Raw genomic sequence first — 17596 nt, 5'->3', positions numbered from 1 at the left:
TCAAACGAACAAATAGAGCAGATAGAATTTGCACTCAACCATCGTCCTAGAAAAACACTAGGTTGGTATACGCCTAGTGATGTTATGGCTGGTTTTTATACTGTTGCACTTGCCGCTTGAATCCGCCTTTTTTTAAAATATCGACACATCATAAATAAAAAATGCCGACTTTCGTCAGCATTTTTTTCAAGTTTAAACTTTATTTAGGCTTCAACCCATTTTCCATCCTGGTAAACCAGAGACCATTTGGTTTGCTTGCCTTCCGCATTTTCAGAGCCAATATATTGCGACTGGTTCTTGCGACTGAATTTCACCAAAGTCGGGTTACCTTCCGGATCTGTATCAGGCGCTTGCAAGATAAACTGATATTTCGGATCCAGCTGTTCAGCCACAGAGCGAATCTCGGCAACTTTCGGTGCCCGTGTTTCACGCACTTTCGGGAATTTGCTGGCCGCCAGAAACAGGCCGGCCGCACCATCACGCAGCACAAAGAAGTCATCGTGCTTGGTCGAGCGCAAATGTTCCATCTTGATCGGATCGACACGCGGAGGTGCCGGCTGACCACTCTTTAATACTTTACGGGTATTGTCACAACTGTTGCAGGCGAAGTATGGCCCAAAACGACCCGTTTTAAGCTGCATTTCGCCATCACATTTGTCGCATGGAATGGTTGGGCCATCATAACCTTTGATCTTGAACTCTCCTTCTTCGAGTTCATAACCATCACAGTCCGGGTTATTGCCACAAACATGCAGTTTACGTCCGCCATCAATCACATAGCTATCCATTGCCGTTTCACACACCGGACAACGTTTCTTCGACATCAGGTCAGCGGTTTCGGCCGCATCATCATCAGACAGTGCAGCCAGAGACTCGACTGGGGTCAGGTTCAAGGTTCCCTTGCAACGTTCTTTCGGTGGCAGGTTATAACCAGAACAGCCCAGGAAAACGCCTGTGGTTCCGGTACGAATCTGCATTGGGCGCTCACATTCTTTACAATGTACCGCATCCACTTCCACTGGCTGATTACGGCGCATACCGTTCTCGCCTTGCGCCGTAGTCAAACGTTGCTTGAAATCGCCGTAGAAGCTGTCTAACAGCTCTTTCCAGTTACGCTCACCATCTGCCACCTTATCCAGCTGACCTTCAAGATCTGCGGTAAAGGCGTAGTTCATCAGGTTATTGAAGTTTTCATCCAGACGGTCGGTGACGATCTCACCCATCTTCTCGGCAAAGAGACGACGGTTATCGAGCTTCACATAACCACGATCCTGAATGGTTGAGATAATTGCAGCATAGGTCGATGGACGGCCAATGCCTTTTTTCTCGAGTTCTTTGACCAGTGAGGCTTCAGTAAAACGAGCTGGTGGCTTGGTGAAATGTTGAGATGGATCAAGCTTCTGAAGTTTCAGCACTTCACCGACTTTCACTGCCGGTAACAGAATATCGTCATCCGCTTTGTTGGCACCACGCACCCGGGTAAAACCATCAAAGACCAGCGTCCGGCCTTTGGCTTTTAGTTCTACGCCATTGGCATTGACTAAAATGGTTGAAGACAGGTATTCAGCCGGTGTCATCTGACAGGCCACAAACTGGCGCCAGATCAAGTCATAGAGACGCTGTGCATCACGCTCCACACCGACCAGACTGTCACCTTTGAGGCCCACAGTAGATGGACGGATTGCCTCATGCGCTTCTTGCGCGCCGGCTTTATTGCCATAGCGGTTTGGTTTGGCCGGCAGGTACTTCTCACCAAATTCTGATTCGATATGGCCACGGACCATGCTTACCGCATCATCACTCAGGAAGGTCGAGTCGGTACGCATATAGGTAATGAAACCGGCTTCATACAGGCGCTGTGCCAGCATCATGGTTTTCTTCACAGAAAAACCGAGACGGGTACTGGCCGCCTGTTGCAGCGTCGATGTGATATAGGGCGCGCTTGGATTGACTTTGGTTGGCTTATCTTCACGGGCAGAAACGGTATAATCCGCATCTTTAATCAGGTTTAAAAGTGCATCCGTTTCGTCTTTATTACGAAGCTTTAAAGTCTTGCCATGTTGCTTGACTGCTTCCAGACGGATGTCATCTTTTTTCGATTTGGTATCGGCAAACACCTGCCAGTATTCTTCAGGAATAAAGGCCCGAATTTCACGTTCGCGCTCAACCACCAGTTTCACCGCAACCGACTGTACACGACCGGCTGACAGGCCACGGGCAATCTTTTCCCACAAGAGTGGTGAAATCATGAAGCCGACCACGCGGTCCAGGAAACGGCGTGCCTGCTGGGCATTGACTTTATTGGTATCCAGACGTGAAGGATGCTTAAAGGCTTCCTGAATGGCATTTTTGGTAATTTCGTTGAAGACCACACGTTGATAACGTGACTCATCGCCGCCAATCACTTCTTTTAAATGCCAGGCAATCGCTTCCCCTTCCCTGTCCATATCCGTTGCCAAATAGACTTCATCGACTTGCGCTGCCAGTTTTTTCAGTTCGGCAACCACATGTTCCTTGCCGGGCAGCACTTCGTATTTGGCTTTCCAGTCATGTTCCGGATCGACACCCATGCGGTTAATCAACGCATTCTGTGATTTTTCAGCTTTCTGTTCATCTGTCAGTTTGGTGCGTGTCGCCGGCTTTTTCTCTGTCGATTTGGCAGAGCCGCCTGTTGGCAAGTCACGGACATGACCGACTGATGATTTTACGATGTAGTTTGGACCAAGGTACTTATTGATTGTTTTCGCTTTTGCAGGCGACTCCACAATCACTAAGGCACGCTTACTTCCAGCGTCGGGAGACTTTGCTGTGCTGCTTTTTGATGTGGACCGAGGAGCGTTCGCCATAATTAACCGTTAATCCTGTTTATTTCTAAATTAAAGTTCAGCCAAAGCGTGTAATAGTGCTTTGATATCGTCGAGTTGGGCTGCTCTTAAATCAGCATGTTCATCCCAATACAATCCGACACAGTTGGCCTGCATATCAATAGCATAAATGCCTTTTAATGCAATGGGAAAATCTTTAAATTTCTCATCACCCTGCACAATTTCGAGTTTATTATCGACAACACGGGCACGCATCAAGGGTAAACGCGCATCTGGCATGAGTACGCTGTAGTACGCAACCATACTGGCACGACTTTCAGTGGCCTTTGGAATTTTGGTCCAGTCGGGTGCAACCACCAAACGTGGATGCAGACCCATTTTGCGGGCTTTGTCACGCATGATGCCAAGCGCTTTTTCTCTTGGGCTGACACGTAAGCCAAAAATTGACCCCATGACAAAAATGATGATGATCACCGCTACCCAAATTCCAGTGTTTTCCATAGTTCAACCTTTATGTTCTATTATTAGAGTTGCATAAGCACAATATAAAACGCAAGTTTGCACGATAAAATTAATTCAAGAACATTTCATGACTATATAAAACTTCGTGACCATTCCAGTAAATATAACCCTTCTCAATTAGCTCTTTCAGCAGCAGACGGATATCCGATTGAGGAAAGAGCTGCTCTAGCAAATCACGTAATTCATAAATATCCTTGGGTTTGTCGCCCTGAAGTTCGCGCAGTTTACGTGCGACTTCCAGTTGCACTGGATCAATCCGGTTAAAGTTTTTAAACAGGTCTTGCTGGGCTGACTGAATTGGAGTTTGCAATGCTTCAACTGGAGCATCATCAACTTTGAGCCGGGACATGACCTGATCCAGTTTTGGATTTTCAAGCGGATCTTGTTCATCCAGATTGAGCTGTAGCCACTGTTTCAGGACTTTTTTACGGAAGCTGATCTGCTCATCATAGCGTTTGACAATTTTCAGGTTAATCAGCATGCCGACCACATGCTGGGCCTTCACGGGCATGACGTGCAGAATATTGGCAACTGAATTTTTTAAGGTTTCCAAGGTATTTGGCTTACCACTCATTTTCCCTAGAGCATCACAGTACTTTTTCACCAGTTGCAAGGCCGGTTCGTTGCGGATCGCCTCCAGACTAGGCAGGTAATTTTTAACATGCTCTGCTGGAATAGAGACTTCATCGGACTGAATCTGAATCAGGCTACATTTAATATCAGAGGCTTGCAGCATCTGCTGCAACATCTCGCTGCTGTCCATCGCCGAGATCAACTCGACTTCGGTTTCCGGCTCCAACAGCGCCATCAGCTGACCGACAATGACCGCATATTCATATTCTTTCTGGGGCGATTCAGGTGTATCCAGAATGATGATCTGTCCACTCGCAATCCAGCCGGCCAGCTCGGTTAAATCTTCTAATGAAAATTCAAATGTTCCGGCACAATTAAACAGATACAGGCTGGAATAATGCGTCACAATTTCACGCAGTAACTTGGCCGTCGGAAAATTATTTTCGAGGTCGAGTAGAACAACTTTTGGATGCATGGGACAAGCTTCTGAAATGTACCTGAAAGCCAGTATTAGAGTAGGAAGTGAGTGAAAGGTCAAATAATTTCATGGTGAATATTCGGGTTGCAGCGGATTTACCAGATTCCAACCGAGTGGAAGATTACATATTTGATCTTGCTGCAAGCAGGTCAGAAATCGCTAGATTCCAGGCTGAGAGCTGATTAAATGAATCGAATCATCGGTGAAATAGCAGCTGCAATAAAAAACCCTTATCAAATATAAGGGTTTTATTAAATGATTGCTTGCAAATTAATAATGTGGCGGACGATCAGCAACTGGATCAAAATCCGCAATTCCTTCAGAGCGGTCTGAGGACTCAACACGTTGATATAACAGGCTCATTTGCTTTTTCAGATCGGCAATTTCCAGAGTCTGTTTAGCCACCTGATCATTCAACTGTTCAACTAAATCGTCTAAAAATGCAATTCGCACTTGCAAATCTTCAATGGGTGCGGAAAATGACGCCTGATCATTTAGATTTTGTTGTTTAGTCATTTAAAGTCCTCATTGGGGATTTCAGGAAACATTATGGCCTATATTACCCTTAGGGATGTCCAACTTGCGTTTGGTGGACCCGCCCTGCTCAACGGCGCGAATTTTAACTTGGAGCGCGGCGAACGAGTGTGTTTGATTGGCCGTAATGGTGAGGGTAAGTCTACCTTACTTAAGCTGATTGAAGGAAGTTTACTGCCGGATAGCGGCGAAGTTTCATTACAAAATGGCATCACGATTTCGATGCTGGCGCAAGATGTACCGATGGACTCAGGCCGAGTGGCGGATATCGTGGCTGACGGTGCCGGTGAAGCGTCGGAAGTTTTGCGTGCCTACCATGCAGCCAGTGAAGCCTGTGTACTGGGCGATATGGACGCTTGTGACCGCATGGGCAATCTGCAACACAAAATGGATCAGCTCGATGGCTGGGCGCTGGAAACCAAGGTCAATTCGATTTTAAGCAAAATGGGGCTGGACCCAGATGCAGATCTTGCCGATTTGTCGGGTGGTCGTAAGCGTCGTGTCCTATTGGCACGTGCCTTGCTGACTCAGCCAGATGTCTTATTACTGGATGAACCGACCAACCATTTAGATGTTGAAAGTATCGAGTGGCTGGAAAAATTCCTGCTCGATCAAAACAATTTAACTCTGTTATTCATTTCGCATGACCGTGCCTTTGTCGATAGCATCGCCACCCGTATTGTGGAACTGGATCGTGGTCAATTGCGCAGTTATGAAGGTAACTATTCACGTTACTTAGAACTCAAAGCCATGCAAATGGAAGCTGAAGAAAAGCAGAATGCGCTGTTTGATAAAAAGCTGGCGGAAGAAGAAGTCTGGATCCGTCAGGGCATCAAAGCACGCCGTACCCGTAACGAAGGTCGTGTTCGCGCTCTAAAAGCACTGCGTGAAGAATCCAAAGCGCGCCGTTCGCAACAAGGTAAAGTGGCGATGGCGACTCAGGATGCCAACCGTTCCGGCAAACTGGTCTTTGAGATTGAGAACCTGAGTGTGAAATTCGGTGACAATGCACCGATCATTAACAACTTCTCGGCACTGGTTTTACGCGGTGACCGTATCGGTCTGGTCGGTGATAACGGTGTCGGTAAAACCACACTGATTAAAGCCATTCTGGGCGAGCTGGAGCATGGCGGCACGGTGAAAACCGGTACACAGCTGGAAGTAGCCTATTTCGACCAACTGCGTAATGCACTGGATCTGGAAAAGTCGGTCAAAGATAACGTTTCTGAAGGCTCTGACCACGTGGATGTGAATGGTAACCGTCGTCATATCTATAGCTATTTACAAGACTTCCTGTTCTCGCCAGAACGTGCACGTACCCCAGTCAAAGCGTTGTCTGGTGGTGAACGCAACCGTATCTTGCTGGCGAAACTGTTGCTGAAACCATCGAATCTGATTGTGATGGATGAACCAACCAACGATCTGGATATGGTGACCTTAGAGTTACTGGAAGAAATGCTCGGTGGCTACAAAGGCACCTTGTTATTGATCTCGCATGACCGTGCCTTTATGGATAACGTGGTGACATCGACCTGGGTCTTTGATGGTAAAGGCAATATCGACGAATATGTCGGTGGTTATCAGGATTATCTTGAACAGCGTCCAGATCAGACCGTGGTCGATCAAAAAAGTGCCGTGAAAAAAGCCATGGCCAAAGCTGAAGCCGCACCCGTTGCTGCCAAAAAAGTCAAACTCAGTTACAAAGATCAACGCGCGCTCGAGCAACTTCCGGCTGAAATGGAAGCGCTGGAAAAAGAGCAAGCCGAGATCAATGCACAACTGGCTGATGGCTCTTTATTTGTCAGTGATTCCGATAAAGCCATGCAACTGTCTCAGCGTTTATCAGAAATTGATGAATTGTTACTGGAAAAATTGGAACGTTGGGAAGAGCTGGATAATCTTAGCAACGGTTAAATATTCCACGAGTATTTGCTCAAGCATCTGTATTCGTACAGATGCTTTTTTTATTTCAAGAATCTTCTCTGTTAGACTGCACTTAATCTTTTAGCCCTATATTGTTCTATGAGTACCCAGCCTGCATATCAACCCGGCGAATTTCAATGGTCATTCCTGTTACCTCGATACTGGGGCAATTGGCTGGGTATTATTTTCCTGATGATTTTGGCGATTTTACCGTGGGCCATTCAGTATCGTCTGGCCTATCTGCTGGGCCATCTGTCTTTTAAGTATCTGCCCTCACGTCGCGACACCACACTGCGCAATCTGGAAGTCTGTTTTCCTGAATGGTCTGCCGAGCAAATACAGGACAATGCGCGTCAGGTTTTTATCGATCAAATGCTGGGGGTTTTTGAAACCTTAAATGCCTGGTACAGTCCGAAATGGTTTCAGGATCGCGTCAGTATTGAAGGACTGGAACATATTCAGAATGCTCAAGCCGAAGGCCGGGGTATGCTGTTACTAGGCACGCATTCGACCTTACTGGATGCTGGTGGATATCTGTGTGCACAATATTTTGAACCGGATGTGGTGTATCGCCCACAGAATAATCCACTTTTGGACATGCTGATTTACCGTTGTCGCGCCACGATTTATGCCCATCAAATTGATCATGATGATATGCGCGGTCTGGTACGTAATCTGAAAAAAGGCCATGCAATCTGGTACAGTCCGGATCAGGATTATGGTTTAAAACAAGGGGTGATGGCACCTTTCTTTGGTGTACCGGCGGCAACCGTCACCGCGCACCGTCGTTTACTGAAAATGACCAAAGCTGCTGCGATTCCTTTATATTTCTATCGTCATGGCGATATCAAAAATCCACGCTACCATGTACTGATTGAACCGGCACTGGAGAATTTCCCTAGTGAGAATGAAGTCGAGGATGCTACTCGCGTGAATCTGATAATTGAACAGCAGCTACGCATCGCACCGACCCAATATATGTGGTTCCACCGCCGTTTTAAAACTCGCCCTGAAGGTTATAAGGAAATTTACTAAATCTGTTTGATCCTAGACTTTAAATCGCTACAGCTCCTATAGTTTAAAATCCTGTTGATGATCTGTACCTTGATAGATCTACATAGCTTCCGTTAGTCCCGCACGCGTGAAGCCTAAAGCCTGATAAAAATCCTATTGTCTGCTGATCGGCCACTAAAATCTGCTGATGAAATCCTGAATAACATTACCACATATTTTACATGATCCGCCGACCAATGCCTTGTCGTTGCCAGTCCGGATCAATCAATAAGTGTGGGAAATACACCCCCAGAAAGCCATCTGAAATCGCATTCGCCAGTCCGACCAGCTGACCATTTATACGTGCAGTGACCAGACCATGGATTGGCACGATAGAGCTGAAGTATTTCTGATCCATTCACTGAGTCATCACTGGCAATAACATTTTCCATTCTGCACTGTAAAAATATAGCTTTAAGCCTAAAATTATCTTTAATAATCAATTAAATATTTAAAAAAATTCACTCTGAAAATAATTTAACCCGGGTTCTACATCCTGTAAAACCCGGGTTAATGAGGTTGTGCTTTCATCTATTATAATTGGTTCTATTTTTTGTGATTTCCCTTTCAGCATCATATCCATGATGTTTTCATTCAGCTTCGTCTTCCTTATGAGAATATCCTTTCTCGACTCCCTGTGCTGATAAACCTAGAATACCTGGATTGCTCATGATTGCCCATCCGCAAGAAGCGCAAACTGATGTAAGCAATCTCTTACACTTTTCTCTTAAAAAGTTAAGAGATTTTGCCTCCTTCTTTATATGCCATAGCAACTTCATCAGTGACTATTTTTTCCTCTTTCTCTGCTTTCTGAATGCCTTCTTCAATGGCTTTTTGTGCTTCTTGCTCATCTTCATCAGTTTGTTCTAATTCTTCCTGAATATGCTCGAATACCCGACCAGTTTGTAAAACCAGAAAGACCGGAAAATGGTCAGAGCCTACATGCGGTAAACGTTCCATATGTACCAAGGCAAAATCGGTACTGTGAAAGACGTGATCCAGCGACCAGCGAAAAAAAGGATAATCTGCGTGAAAAGTATTCACATAATGACGCCCTACCCGCGGATCTAGCAGCCCACTAATGCGTTGAAATAGGCGTGTGGTACGTGACCAGGCCACGTCATTCAGATCGCCCATGACGATACAGCTTTCATCCAGATCCTTAATCTGATCACCGACAATCAGCAGTTCAGCATCACGCAAGGTAGAATCCTTGGCCTCGGTCGGGCTGGGTGGTTTGGGATGCAGACAGTAGAGCTGTACTGGCTGTCCCGAGCGTAAAATCACTGTGGTATGAATTGAGGGAATTTCGTCACTCAGAATAAATTTAACCTCAGTTTCACTCAATTCGAGCTTGCTATATAGATGCATGCCATACAGATTATCCAAAGGCACAGGCACGCGATAAGGATAATCAGCTTCAATCACCGAGAGTGCATTTTGCCAGTTTTGATCGGTTTCCAGAGTCAAAACCAGATCTGGCTGATGAATCTGGATCTGCTCGATCAGTAAATGATATTTGGTATTGGTAGTAAGTACATTGGAAACGACCAGGGAAATCTGACGTTGCGGATCCAGCTGATCATGCTTGACCTGCTTGACCTGTTTTTTCCAGATAAAGGTATAGGGCAATACCATTTTCAACTGATAGGCCAAAGCTGCCATCAGCCCGACAAAAAGCAGCTGATTCAACCAGTTCCAGGGATGATCAACCAGAAGAAAAAGAATAAAGGCAATAAAGCCCAAGACCAGAATTTGTAAGCGTGGAAAATCCGCACCTCGAATCCACCATTCATCGCGTGGGATCAGTGACCAGAAACTTAACCAAATGACAATGATTGCCACAATTTGGATAACCCATATCATAAAGCGTGCTCTTAATTAAGTTATTATTTTTTCTGAAAGAAAAATGACGTTATCAATTTTGTATGTATCATAAAGCAGATATTTCGCTCAAGAATATTGATGTTTTGATTGTGTAGCACTTGCAGTTGAGTCCCTTTTTGATACACTCGAATCCCTTTAGAATTTTTAACGCACCGAGGCAAAGTGACATGAGAGTAGGTCTGGTCGGTTGGCGCGGGATGGTCGGTTCCGTCCTAATGCAACGTATGGTTGAAGAGAATGATTTTGCTCATTTTGAGCCATTTTATTTCTCTACCAGTAATGCAGGCGGTGAAGCGCCAGCATTTGGTGGTAAGACTGCCCCAGCACTTATGGATGCATCAGATATTAACAGTCTGAAGCAGATGGATGTCATTATTACCTGTCAAGGTGGCGACTATACCTCTGAGGTTTTCCCGAAACTGAAAGCTGAAAGCTGGAATGGTTACTGGATTGATGCAGCATCGACCTTACGTATGGATGATGAAGCCATCATTGTACTTGATCCGGTCAATATGCATGTGATCAAAGACGGTTTGGTAAAAGGCACCAAAACTTTTGTCGGCGGTAACTGTACGGTTTCCTTGATGTTGATGGGTCTAGGTGGTCTGTTCCAGAACAATCTGGTGGAATGGGCAACGTCTATGACCTATCAGGCAGCGTCTGGTGCGGGTGCGCAAAACATGCGTGAACTGATCAGCGGTATGGGTTATTTATACAATAACACCAAAGAATTACTCGATGATCCACGCTCTCCAATTCTGGATATCGATTCGAGAATTGCTGAATTACAACGCGGTGAAGGCTTCCCATCCAGCAACTTCGGTGTGCCTTTGGCCGGTTCACTGATTCCTTATATCGACAAGCAACTGGAAAGCGGCCAGTCGAAAGAAGAGTGGAAAGGCCAGGTTGAAACCAACAAGATTCTGGGCAACCAGCAGATCGTGCCGATTGATGGTCACTGTGTGCGTATTGGTGCCATGCGTTGCCACTCTCAGGCATTGACGCTAAAACTGCGTAAAGACGTGCCTCTGGATGAAATCGAAGACATCATTGCACGTGCCAATGACTGGTCTAAAGTGGTTCCGAATACCCGTGAAGCCTCGATGACTGACCTGACTCCAGTTGCAGTGACAGGTACGTTATCGGTTCCAGTGGGTCGTCTGCGCAAGCTCAACATGGGTAAAGAATACTTGGGTGCATTCACTGTCGGTGACCAATTGCTTTGGGGCGCTGCTGAACCATTACGCCGTATGCTGCGCATCCTGATTGATTATAAAAACGTTTAATATCCCGAGATGGATATAAAACAAAAAGCCGATCTTTATTGATCGGCTTTTTTATGTAACTATTGCGTAAGTATTTTACAAAAAAGAAACATCCCGTTAATCTATAATTTTCGCTATGCGATAATGACTGAGCTCACAATTAAGATGACTGTATATAACAAATTAAAGCTTGCCATTTTAGCCATTGTTGCTTCACAGAATATTTATGCGATTAACGTAGATCCGGTTCAGATCCAGTCTGCGCCTGGAGAGTTACTCTATGCTGAAATGACCTTTCGACAATCTGATATGAATTTACCGATTGAGGTGAGTCTGGCTTCGCCTGAAGATTTAATCTCGATGGGTGCATCACATCAACCGCCTGGTCATCTGAACTTTTTCACCCGGCGTAGTAGTAATGGCACCGGAGTCATTACCATTACATCGTCTCGACCAATAACCGATCGGGAACTGAATATCATTGTCAAAATTAAGGAAGGCAATGCTGCACGTTTGCAACATATCCGCACGCCTTTGCAAGCGAAAACCGATTTATTAAAAGCCAGTCTAAAACAGAATGAACGCCCACTTGCGCCAGTTGTCATGGTCAGTGAAAAAGATATTGCTTTAAACCTGCCAGTGACTACCCATTACAACAGCTCTCCAGCCACTTCAAATAAGCAACCGGTTTTAGAAAAGCCGCTGGCTGTGCAACATGTTAGTCCGCCGACATTGTCTAGCAGTTCAATTCCTCAAGCTACACTCGCGCCAGCAGCACCATCGATTCCGGCGCAATCTATCGCTCCTACAATTAAAAGCGAGTCTGTAACTGCTGCCAATACTCAAACTACGGTTAAAACTCCAGCATCGGCCACTTCAGATTCAACGCATCATACTTCGCAGCCGATTCCATCCTCGCCTGTTGTTACAGTAAAACCAACGCCGGCACAGTCTGTATCTGCAAATACGCCAGCGAGCAAGTTATCAGCAGATCATGTTTCTCCAGAGCAAAATAAAGTATCTATGCAAAAACCGGCTGAGACTGGTTCTGAACATCAAAGCGCTTCCAGCGATCCATTGGTCAAGAAATTTGCCGAGGAACAGGCCAGAAAATCGGCTGGCTCAACTCCTCCTGTACAGACCCCAGCTCCAATTACAACAAAAGTTACACCAGCCAAGAGTGCCTCAGCCCAAGCTCAACCCACTTATATGGTTCAGTCCAATGAGTCGCTGTGGGGAATCGCATCACGAATTGCAGCAGAACAGCAACGTCCGGTTAATGAAGTGATGCAGCAAATCAAGCAAAACAATGAACATGCCTTTATCGGAGGAAATGCCAATCGTTTACGTAAAGGTGCAGCACTGAATTTAGCTATGATGAGTACTGTAACTGCTCCGATCAAAGTCACCGCCGCCAAGCAGACACAGGCACCTTCTCAGCCTGCTACCAAAACTAAATACCGTCTGAATCAGGCTGAAATGAGTCTGGTTGCTGAGAACCAGCACGATTCCGGACAGCTTTCTGCAAACCAGAACACAGAACACAATCAAACATCGAAGGAATTGTCATTAAAAGTTATGACAGCCCGAGAAAAAACCGTTAAATTACAGAGAAACGTAACCGAATTAGAATTGGCACTCAATCAGAAGGATCACAGAATTCAATTATTAAATGCGCGTCTGGCCCAGCTGCAACAACAGCTTAAAGCCCAACAAGCAGATAAGAAGCCAATTAATTAAAAGTTACACATGACGATTTATTGGGATGAGTGAACATTGAATACACTCTATCCTCAAGGGGTAAAACATGCTGATTTATGTGATTCCATTAGTGATATTGATCATCGTATTAATTGTCGTCAAAAAACGACAAGATGCTCAAGAATCAGATAAAGCAAAAACTAAAACTGTAAAAGCGAAAAAACCTGGCTCTGCTTCAAAAACTGCCCCACAAAAAACCAAAGTAGTTGAGCCAGTCGGGGTCGCAAAAAAATCAGCAACGCCATTATCCGCAGAAACGCGTAAAAAAATTGAAGGCCTGATTCAGGAACGTAATTTTTTTGCGGCCGAAGCTCAGATTAACCAGGCATTGAATCGCGACAATTCCCAGCATGAGCTCTATCTGCTGTTGTTAGATATTCATATCTTACAGAAAGATGAGTTTGCGATTTCACAACTGCTCAACCATATCCGTTCTTTAAATTTAGATGAGATTCTGGCGCAAGCTGAAGCCAAACAGCGTGAATTTGATCAATCTTTATCTGCTGTTCAAGATACGATTGATTTCCCAAGTGCACAGCTTAAAACTTCATCTGTACAGGAAACCTCGGCATCTTCCGATGCCTTTGCTGATCTGGTCGCTCCCGCTCCTTCAAATGAGCAGGCATTTGAACAGTTGCAACAAGAGTTTCAACCAAGCAAGCCAGCTCCAGCAATTGAGCCTGTTGCGGATATTCAGCCACTTGAATTTAATTTTGAACCGACAACTACGCCGGTCGTAGCGCCAAAATCTGAAGAAACTCCGGTACCTGCTGTAGATTTTGAATTTCAAGATACTTCATCTGCTGTTGTGCAAACTACACCTACGGCAGCAACAGAAACTGCACCTGTTTTAGATTTTAAACTGGAATTGCAGCAGGCTGCTCCAGTAGAAACAGCGGCTGCTGTATCTGAAGAGATCAAGCCTCTGGATTTCTCATTTTCTATAGGAACTCCAGCGCCTGTCGCCGAAAAAACCTCAGAACCAGCAATTGAGTTTGATCTGTCTAGTCTTTCTGCTGCTGCACCTGTGAGTGAATCTGCGACACAGACAGACCTTTCATCAGGCCTAGACTTTAAATTAGATCATGCAGAAACTAAACCTGCTGCAACAGGTGTTACTTTCGACATTCCTGCTACATCAGTTCAAACAGCCACAGACCAGCATGATCCACTGGTACAATCTTTCCCGGAATTACTGGACATCAATGAGGCCAGTCTGAATCTGGATCTTGCGCAGCAATATATTCAGCTCGGTGCCTATGTTGCCGCACGTGAGATCATTGCAGAGCGAGAAGCTGAATATACGGCCGAGCAACAGCAACGCGCAGAGCAATTACTGAATCAAATCGCATCTTGATGCATTTCGATTTACACTAAAGCAGTCAAGGGTTGGCTGCTTTTTTTATGATGAAAAATATTGCATTAATTTATATGGGTGGCACATTCGGCTGTGTCGGCGATCCACTTGCCCCGATGTCTGCGGATTTATTTATTCCCAAGCTCGAACAGATACTCGCAGACCAATATTTCGTTGAATGCCATCGCGCACCAGCCATTAAAGACAGTAGTGCCTGTACAGCAGCGGACTGGCTGCAATTGGTGCAGTTTATTCAAGAACTACAATCTCGAAAGATCCAATATTTTGTGATTATTCACGGTACAGATACGCTGAGTTATGCCAGTGCAGTCCTGGCACATTTTCTCGGCAACTCGGCACATGTGGTACTGACTGGTAGTCAATATCCGCTGCTGAATGCTCAGGGCAATAAGCAGCGCGAATTTAGTGATGCGCTGGATAATCTGAGATTCGCCCTAGATTCTGTCAGCATGTGTACCGCAGGGGTCTATCTGGCTTTTCATCATCAACTAATGCATGCCCAGACGGCACTCAAACAGCATACCACCGAGTTAAATGCCTTCTCAGGTCTTGAGGCCAATATTACAATCCAGGCCAGTCAGCAGTGTTATCAAGTCAAAGCTGAAGATATTAGGAAAGCCGCTGGATTTAACTGCATGAGTATCATGATGCAACCGATTGATCTGGCCCAGCAACTGAACAACCTGCACAGCTTATTAGCCAGACCACCGCATTTTTTATTTCTGCAAGGTTTTGGCACGGGTAATCTCGCTGTCAATGAGGCCCTGATCGCACTCATTGATCAACTCTATGACCAAGGCTGTCTCTCTGTACTGACCACCCAGGTGCCTTTTGGCGCGACAGATCAGCGCTATGCCATTGCAGAATGGGTCAATCACTGCAAAATTCTGCTGAATGAAAGTTATGGCCATGCGGATCTGTATGCAAAAGCCCTGAAAATGTATTTACAATATGACACTGTAGAGCAATGGCATCGTCATTGGTACGATCAATAAGGTTTTGAGGTCATTATGCAGCGTTTTGCGGTGGGAATTGAGTTTTGTGGGATGCATTATCGAGGATGGCAGACTCAACAGCCGGGTGTTGCAAGTGTGCAGGAAACCATTGAAAAGGTACTGAGCCGGGTTGCCGATCAACCGATTAGCCTACATGGTGCCGGACGTACCGATGCGGGGGTACATGCGACCAATATGGTGGCACATTTTGATAGCGATGCCATTCGTTCTGAACGTGGCTGGCTGATGGGTTGCAATAGCCAGTTGCCCAAAGATATCTCGATTCAGTGGATCAAAGAGATGGATCACAGCTTCCATGCCCGCTTTAAGGCTCAGGCACGCCGTTACCGCTATGTGGTCTATAATCATCCTGTGCGACCTGCCTTGCTGCATAAACAGGTCACCCATGTCTATGCTCCACTCGATATTGAACAGATGATGCTGGCTGCGAAAAAGTTTGAAGGTACACATAATTTTGAAAGCTTCCGTGCTGCTGCCTGCCAATCCAATCAACCGGTACGCCATGTCAGCCATTGCCGTCTGATTCAGCATGGTCAGTATCTGGTACTGGATATTCAGGCCGATGGCTTTCTGCATCATATGGTGCGTAATATCATGGGCTGCCTACTGGAAATTGGTCAGGGCATGTATGCTGCCGATCATATTGATAGTATTTTCGCGGCCGAAGACCGCAAAGCTGCTGGCGTGACTGCGCCTGCCGATGGTTTATATTTTATTCATGCCGACTATCCGGAGCAGTTTGAATTGCCTAAATTACCGTTGGGGCCGCATTGGCTGAATCTGCCGAATTAAAAGCTTAATTTTTGAATCCCTCCTAACCTCCCTTTGCTAAAGGGAGGAACGACAACCTACGCAAATGCCGTAATGAAAAATCCCTCCTTTTAGGAGGGACTCAGGGAGGTCATTTAACGCTGCTTGCGTTTCCTATATTCCACTGGCGTTTCATTGGTCCAGCGTTTAAAGGCACGATAAAACGTACTTGGTTCCGAGAATCCGGTCAGATAGACAATTCTTTCAACACTTTCAGTGGTACTCGCCAGCAAACGCTTGGCCAGACGACAGCGATAATCCGACAGAATCTGTTGAAAGCTGGTATGTGCTTCACTCAGTTGTGTTCTTAGGCGGCGTGGCGTGATGTTTAGCTGTGCAGCTACAGTTTCCAGTGTGGTTTCGCCACTTTCCAAAGTAGAGCCAATCGCACGACGAACTTCACCGACCAGATCATAACGCGCCAGTTCCTGCAGTTTTTCAATTGCAAGCTGCTCATGTAATTGTAAAAGCTCTGGTTCAGCCTGCCACAGCGGAAACTCTAGAATACTTGGATCGAAATAAAGTCGGGTTTCTTTTTGACCTAAGCTGACCGGACACTCATAAACCCGGAAATATTCCTCATCAGGAGCACCTTTGGAAAAATTAAAATCGATATAAATCGGTTCAAAACGTCCTTCGGTAATAAATTTAAAGAAACGCAGTACACCCGACATGGCACACTCGGTAAAATGACGATTGACCAGACTTTCAGCAAAAGGCTGCTCGCCATTGGTTAAATAGCAGCGATCATCTTCAATCACCAACTTGGCAGCAAAGGCATCGCTGATCAGTCGTTGATAGGCCAAGGCACGTTTCAGTCCCTCACCAAAATTTTCAGATGAAACAAACAGGTGTTCAATCACCTGACCACGATACAGTGGTAAATGTTCGCCCAGATGCAAACCAATATCCGGGTCCTTACTGACTTCTTCAGCTGCCACCCAAAAGGCATACTGGGCACTCAGCGGCGTACGGTCATTGGCCTCGACCTGATTTAAAGCAACTCCTGCTTTGGTCAAAAGTTCTTCTGTCGGCAAACCCGCACGACGAATCGCCTGATAGCCCAAACGCAATACGACTGATGCATCCGTTAGCTGACTCACTCAAAAGCCTTCCTTGTATGTACTTCATTTATACTTAAAAAGATTAATTTTAGATTAACTGCGATTGACCAAACTGACAACAGAAACCGACATTTTTTTAGTTAAAAAGTTTATCCTGATCGTTCGCTTATTTTACTGACAGATGATCAGTCTAACACCCGTTTCACCTTGTATTTTGCAAAAAAATTGACTATAATTTGCGCCTTTCCAATTTATTCATTCAGGTAGGCTATGGCCAATAAAGAGGAACTCATCGAGTTCGAAGGCGTTGTCACCGAGACGCTTCCTAATACTATGTTCCGTGTACGTTTAGAGAACGGTCACGAAGTGATTGCCCACATCTCTGGTAAAATGCGTAAACACTATATCCGTATTTTAACTGGCGACAGTGTGAAGGTTGAAATGACACCTTATGATTTGACCAAAGGTCGTATCACCTATCGTGCACGCTAAGTTTTAGCGCAAGCA

General features: G+C 45.5%; 15 protein-coding genes and 1 pseudogene. 9 read left to right on the top strand and 7 right to left on the bottom strand.

Translation table 11 applies throughout. From position 1 onward, the window contains the following. Positions 1 to 120 (top strand): annotated as a pseudogene (locus FTV29_RS01725) (IS30 family transposase); the annotation flags it as partial. 83 nt (positions 121 to 203) lie between these two features. On the opposite strand, the gene topA reads toward FTV29_RS01725, so the two are convergent. The 4 genes from topA to FTV29_RS01705 form a co-directional block, all read right to left on the bottom strand. Next, on the bottom strand, positions 204 to 2846 hold the full coding sequence (gene topA / locus FTV29_RS01720) for a type I DNA topoisomerase (protein WP_159138775.1): 2643 nt from the start codon (positions 2844 to 2846) through the stop codon (positions 204 to 206). A 30-nt stretch (positions 2847 to 2876) separates the two neighbouring features. After that, positions 2877 to 3326, bottom strand: coding sequence for an ammonium transporter (locus FTV29_RS01715; RefSeq protein WP_005095506.1), 450 nt, complete (start codon positions 3324 to 3326; stop codon positions 2877 to 2879). 70 nt (positions 3327 to 3396) lie between these two features. Then, the gene (locus FTV29_RS01710) at positions 3397 to 4395 is read right to left on the bottom strand and encodes a hypothetical protein (protein ID WP_159138776.1); all 999 of its coding nucleotides are present in this window, start codon (positions 4393 to 4395) and stop codon (positions 3397 to 3399) included. Positions 4396 to 4668: 273 nt separating this feature from the next. Then, complete coding sequence (locus FTV29_RS01705; RefSeq protein WP_005095502.1) at positions 4669 to 4914, bottom strand: SlyX family protein; 246 nt, start codon at positions 4912 to 4914, stop codon at positions 4669 to 4671. Positions 4915 to 4947: 33 nt separating this feature from the next. Between FTV29_RS01705 and FTV29_RS01700 the strand changes: the two genes are divergently transcribed. Further along, positions 4948 to 6846, top strand: coding sequence for an ATP-binding cassette domain-containing protein (locus tag FTV29_RS01700; RefSeq protein WP_100355804.1), 1899 nt, complete (start codon positions 4948 to 4950; stop codon positions 6844 to 6846). 108 nt (positions 6847 to 6954) lie between these two features. Next, on the top strand, positions 6955 to 7890 hold the full coding sequence (locus FTV29_RS01695; protein ID WP_005095497.1) for a hypothetical protein: 936 nt from the start codon (positions 6955 to 6957) through the stop codon (positions 7888 to 7890). A gap of 196 nt (positions 7891 to 8086) precedes the next feature. Here FTV29_RS01695 and FTV29_RS15070 read toward each other — a convergent pair whose 3' ends face one another. Both FTV29_RS15070 and FTV29_RS01685 read right to left on the bottom strand, forming a co-directional pair. Continuing rightward, on the bottom strand, positions 8087 to 8266 hold the full coding sequence (locus FTV29_RS15070; RefSeq protein ID WP_252146087.1) for a GNAT family N-acetyltransferase: 180 nt from the start codon (positions 8264 to 8266) through the stop codon (positions 8087 to 8089). Between the two features lie 377 nt (positions 8267 to 8643). Continuing rightward, the gene (locus tag FTV29_RS01685) at positions 8644 to 9774 is read right to left on the bottom strand and encodes an endonuclease/exonuclease/phosphatase family protein (protein WP_159138777.1); all 1131 of its coding nucleotides are present in this window, start codon (positions 9772 to 9774) and stop codon (positions 8644 to 8646) included. 188 nt (positions 9775 to 9962) lie between these two features. Between FTV29_RS01685 and asd the strand changes: the two genes are divergently transcribed. The 5 genes from asd (at position 9963) to truA (ending at position 16007) form a co-directional block, all read left to right on the top strand. Next, positions 9963 to 11081: an aspartate-semialdehyde dehydrogenase gene (asd, locus tag FTV29_RS01680; RefSeq protein ID WP_005095490.1), complete on the top strand. Its 1119-nt coding sequence runs from the start codon at positions 9963 to 9965 to the stop codon at positions 11079 to 11081. Between the two features lie 123 nt (positions 11082 to 11204). Next, the gene (locus tag FTV29_RS01675) at positions 11205 to 12800 is read left to right on the top strand and encodes a hypothetical protein (protein ID WP_159138778.1); all 1596 of its coding nucleotides are present in this window, start codon (positions 11205 to 11207) and stop codon (positions 12798 to 12800) included. A gap of 67 nt (positions 12801 to 12867) precedes the next feature. Then, a complete protein-coding gene (locus FTV29_RS01670; RefSeq protein ID WP_159138779.1) occupies positions 12868 to 14178 on the top strand; it encodes a fimbrial protein FimV in 1311 nt (436 codons plus the stop codon). A 47-nt stretch (positions 14179 to 14225) separates the two neighbouring features. Then, positions 14226 to 15194 (top strand): asparaginase, encoded by a 969-nt coding sequence (locus FTV29_RS01665; protein WP_005172835.1) that lies wholly within the window; start codon positions 14226 to 14228, stop codon positions 15192 to 15194. Between the two features lie 15 nt (positions 15195 to 15209). After that, a complete protein-coding gene (gene truA, locus FTV29_RS01660; RefSeq protein ID WP_159138781.1) occupies positions 15210 to 16007 on the top strand; it encodes a tRNA pseudouridine(38-40) synthase TruA in 798 nt (265 codons plus the stop codon). Positions 16008 to 16120: 113 nt separating this feature from the next. Here truA and FTV29_RS01655 read toward each other — a convergent pair whose 3' ends face one another. After that, the gene (locus tag FTV29_RS01655; RefSeq protein WP_005172840.1) at positions 16121 to 17128 is read right to left on the bottom strand and encodes an AraC family transcriptional regulator; all 1008 of its coding nucleotides are present in this window, start codon (positions 17126 to 17128) and stop codon (positions 16121 to 16123) included. Between the two features lie 231 nt (positions 17129 to 17359). Here FTV29_RS01655 and infA point away from each other — a divergent pair, with 231 nt between their 5' ends. Next, complete coding sequence (gene infA / locus FTV29_RS01650) at positions 17360 to 17581, top strand: translation initiation factor IF-1 (protein ID WP_001284370.1); 222 nt, start codon at positions 17360 to 17362, stop codon at positions 17579 to 17581. The last annotated feature ends 15 nt before the right edge of the window (positions 17582 to 17596 follow it).

Source organism: Acinetobacter sp. YH12254 (assembly GCF_013417415.1).
In the GTDB taxonomy this organism is placed as follows: Bacteria; Pseudomonadota; Gammaproteobacteria; order Pseudomonadales; family Moraxellaceae; genus Acinetobacter; species Acinetobacter pseudolwoffii.
Note: the sequence above shows the minus strand (reverse complement) of the source record. Positions and strands in the feature narration are given on the sequence as shown.

Excerpts from the sequence above, each read along its gene's own strand:
- asd (WP_005095490.1), top strand. The coding sequence starts at position 9,963 with ATGAGAGTAGGTCTGGTCGGTTGGCGCGGGATGGTCGGTTCCGTCCTA.
- FTV29_RS01670 (WP_159138779.1), top strand. The coding sequence starts at position 12,868 with ATGCTGATTTATGTGATTCCATTAGTGATATTGATCATCGTATTAATT.
- FTV29_RS01715 (WP_005095506.1), bottom strand. The coding sequence starts at position 3,326 with ATGGAAAACACTGGAATTTGGGTAGCGGTGATCATCATCATTTTTGTC.
- topA (WP_159138775.1), bottom strand. The coding sequence starts at position 2,846 with ATGGCGAACGCTCCTCGGTCCACATCAAAAAGCAGCACAGCAAAGTCT.
- FTV29_RS01700 (WP_100355804.1), top strand. The coding sequence starts at position 4,948 with ATGGCCTATATTACCCTTAGGGATGTCCAACTTGCGTTTGGTGGACCC.
- FTV29_RS01695 (WP_005095497.1), top strand. The coding sequence starts at position 6,955 with ATGAGTACCCAGCCTGCATATCAACCCGGCGAATTTCAATGGTCATTC.
- infA (WP_001284370.1), top strand. The coding sequence starts at position 17,360 with ATGGCCAATAAAGAGGAACTCATCGAGTTCGAAGGCGTTGTCACCGAG.
- FTV29_RS01710 (WP_159138776.1), bottom strand. The coding sequence starts at position 4,395 with ATGCATCCAAAAGTTGTTCTACTCGACCTCGAAAATAATTTTCCGACG.
- FTV29_RS01675 (WP_159138778.1), top strand. The coding sequence starts at position 11,205 with ATGACTGAGCTCACAATTAAGATGACTGTATATAACAAATTAAAGCTT.
- FTV29_RS01705 (WP_005095502.1), bottom strand. The coding sequence starts at position 4,914 with ATGACTAAACAACAAAATCTAAATGATCAGGCGTCATTTTCCGCACCC.
- truA (WP_159138781.1), top strand. The coding sequence starts at position 15,210 with ATGCAGCGTTTTGCGGTGGGAATTGAGTTTTGTGGGATGCATTATCGA.
- FTV29_RS01665 (WP_005172835.1), top strand. The coding sequence starts at position 14,226 with ATGATGAAAAATATTGCATTAATTTATATGGGTGGCACATTCGGCTGT.
- FTV29_RS15070 (WP_252146087.1), bottom strand. The coding sequence starts at position 8,266 with ATGGATCAGAAATACTTCAGCTCTATCGTGCCAATCCATGGTCTGGTC.
- FTV29_RS01685 (WP_159138777.1), bottom strand. The coding sequence starts at position 9,774 with ATGATATGGGTTATCCAAATTGTGGCAATCATTGTCATTTGGTTAAGT.